2 protein-coding genes are annotated in these 1,881 nt (G+C 66.7%); both read right to left on the bottom strand.

Features of this window, described 5'->3' with window-relative positions; genetic code table 11:
- A partial coding sequence (locus ABD256_RS44050; protein ID WP_344432373.1) for a solute symporter family protein occupies positions 1-1,607 on the bottom strand: 1,607 nt, incomplete at its 3' end.
- The coding region (locus ABD256_RS44045) for a DUF485 domain-containing protein (protein WP_344432372.1) at positions 1,604-1,881 on the bottom strand (278 nt) is incomplete at its 5' end. The genes ABD256_RS44050 and ABD256_RS44045, both read right to left, overlap by 4 nt.

Here is a 1,881-nt window from a genome sequence, read left to right as displayed (position 1 = left end):
GGGGTGGCTTTTTCGGCTCCGGCGCCGGTGAGGGCGCGGACTTCCATTTCGGCGTATTTGGCTTTGTTGTGTTCTGTGGAGAGCAGGGTGCCGGCGGCGCCGAGGAGGAAGGACAGGGGGATGGAGACGATGCCGGGGTTTTCCAGGGGGAACCAGTGGAAGTCGACGCCTTTGATCATGGGTTTGGTGCCGCCGGAGACGGCGGGGGAGAACACGATCAGGATGATGGTGATGGCGAGTCCGCCGTAGATGGACCAGAGGGCGCCTTGGGTGTTGAACCGTTTCCAGAACAGTGAGTACAGGATGGTGGGCAGGTTCGCCGAGGCGGCGACGGCGAAGGCGAGGGCGACGAGGAAGGCGACGTTCTGGTCCTTGGCCAGGATGCCGCCGATGATCGCGACCGCGCCGATGACCAGCGCGGTGTAGCGGGCGACGCGGACTTCGGCCTTCGAGTCGGTGGTGCCGCGTTTGATGACGTTCGCGTACACGTCGTGCGCGAAGCTGGCCGAGGCGGTGATGGTGAGTCCGGCGACCACGGCGAGGATGGTGGCGAAGGCGACCGCGGCGATGAACCCCAGCAGCACCGGGCCACCGAGTGCTTGGGCGAGCAGGGGGGCGGCGGAGTTCACGCCGCCGGGGGCGTTGTTGATGGTGGTGGGTCCGACCAGGGCGCCGGCGCCGTAGCCCAGGACGAGGGTGAACAGGTAGAACACGCCGATCAGGCCGATGGCCCAGACGACGGAGCGGCGGGCGTCGCGGGCGGTGGGCACGGTGTAGAAGCGCATCAGCACGTGGGGCAGCCCGGCGGTGCCGAGGACGAGGGCGATGCCGAGGGAGAGGAAGTCGAGTTTGCTGGTGCCGTTCTTCCCGTACTGCGCGCCGGGGGAGAGCAGGGCTTGGCCTTTGCTCTTGGGCTGGTCCATGGCGTGCTGGAACAGGGTGGAGAGGTTGAAGCCGTACTTGCCCAGGACCCAGAGGGTCATGGCGAAGGCGCCGATGATGAGCAGGGCGGCTTTGATGATCTGGACCCAGGTGGTGCCCTTCATGCCGCCGATGAGCACGTAGATGATCATGATGACGCCGACCACGGCGATCACCACGGCCTGCCCCGCGGCGCCGGTGACGCCGAGCAGGAGGTTGACCAGGCCACCGGCGCCGGCCATCTGGGCGAGCAGGTAGAAGAACGACACCGCGAGGGTGGAGATCGCGGCGGCGGCGCGGACGGGGCGCTGGCGCATGCGGAAGGCGAGGACGTCGCCCATGGTGAACTTGCCCGTGTTCCGCAGGAGTTCCGCGACCAGCAGCAGGGCGACGAGCCAGGCGACGAGGAAGCCGATGGAGTACAGGAACCCGTCGTAGCCGTTGATCGCGATCGCGCCGGCGATGCCGAGGAACGAGGCCGCGGAGAGGTAGTCGCCGGAGATCGCGATGCCGTTCTGCGGGCCGGTGAACGCCCGCCCCGCGGCGTAGTAGTCCGAGGCGGTCTTGGTGTTGCGGGAGGCGCGGAACACGATCACCAGGGTGATCGCGACGAACGCGGCGAAAATGGCGATGTTCAGCGCCGGGTTCGACCCCGCCACCCCCGCCGCCAGCACAGAGGTGTTCATCGGGTCTCCCCTTCCAGATCAGCGCGGATCGTGTCCGCGACCGGGTCCAGCTTCCGGTTCGCGTACCGCACGTACAAACCCGTGATCACGAACGTCGACACGAACTGCAACAACCCGAAAACCAACCCCACCGTCACATTCCCGAACAACTTCGCCGCCATGAACCCGTGCGCGTAATCCGCCAGCAGCACATACGCCAAATACCACACCACGAACACCACCGTCATCGGGAACACGAACACCCGCAACCGACGACGCAACTCCACGAACTCCG

It is taken from the genome of Amycolatopsis minnesotensis, assembly GCF_039529815.1.
GTDB classification, from domain to species: domain Bacteria; phylum Actinomycetota; class Actinomycetes; order Mycobacteriales; family Pseudonocardiaceae; genus Amycolatopsis; species Amycolatopsis minnesotensis.
Note: the sequence above shows the minus strand (reverse complement) of the source record. Positions and strands in the feature narration are given on the sequence as shown.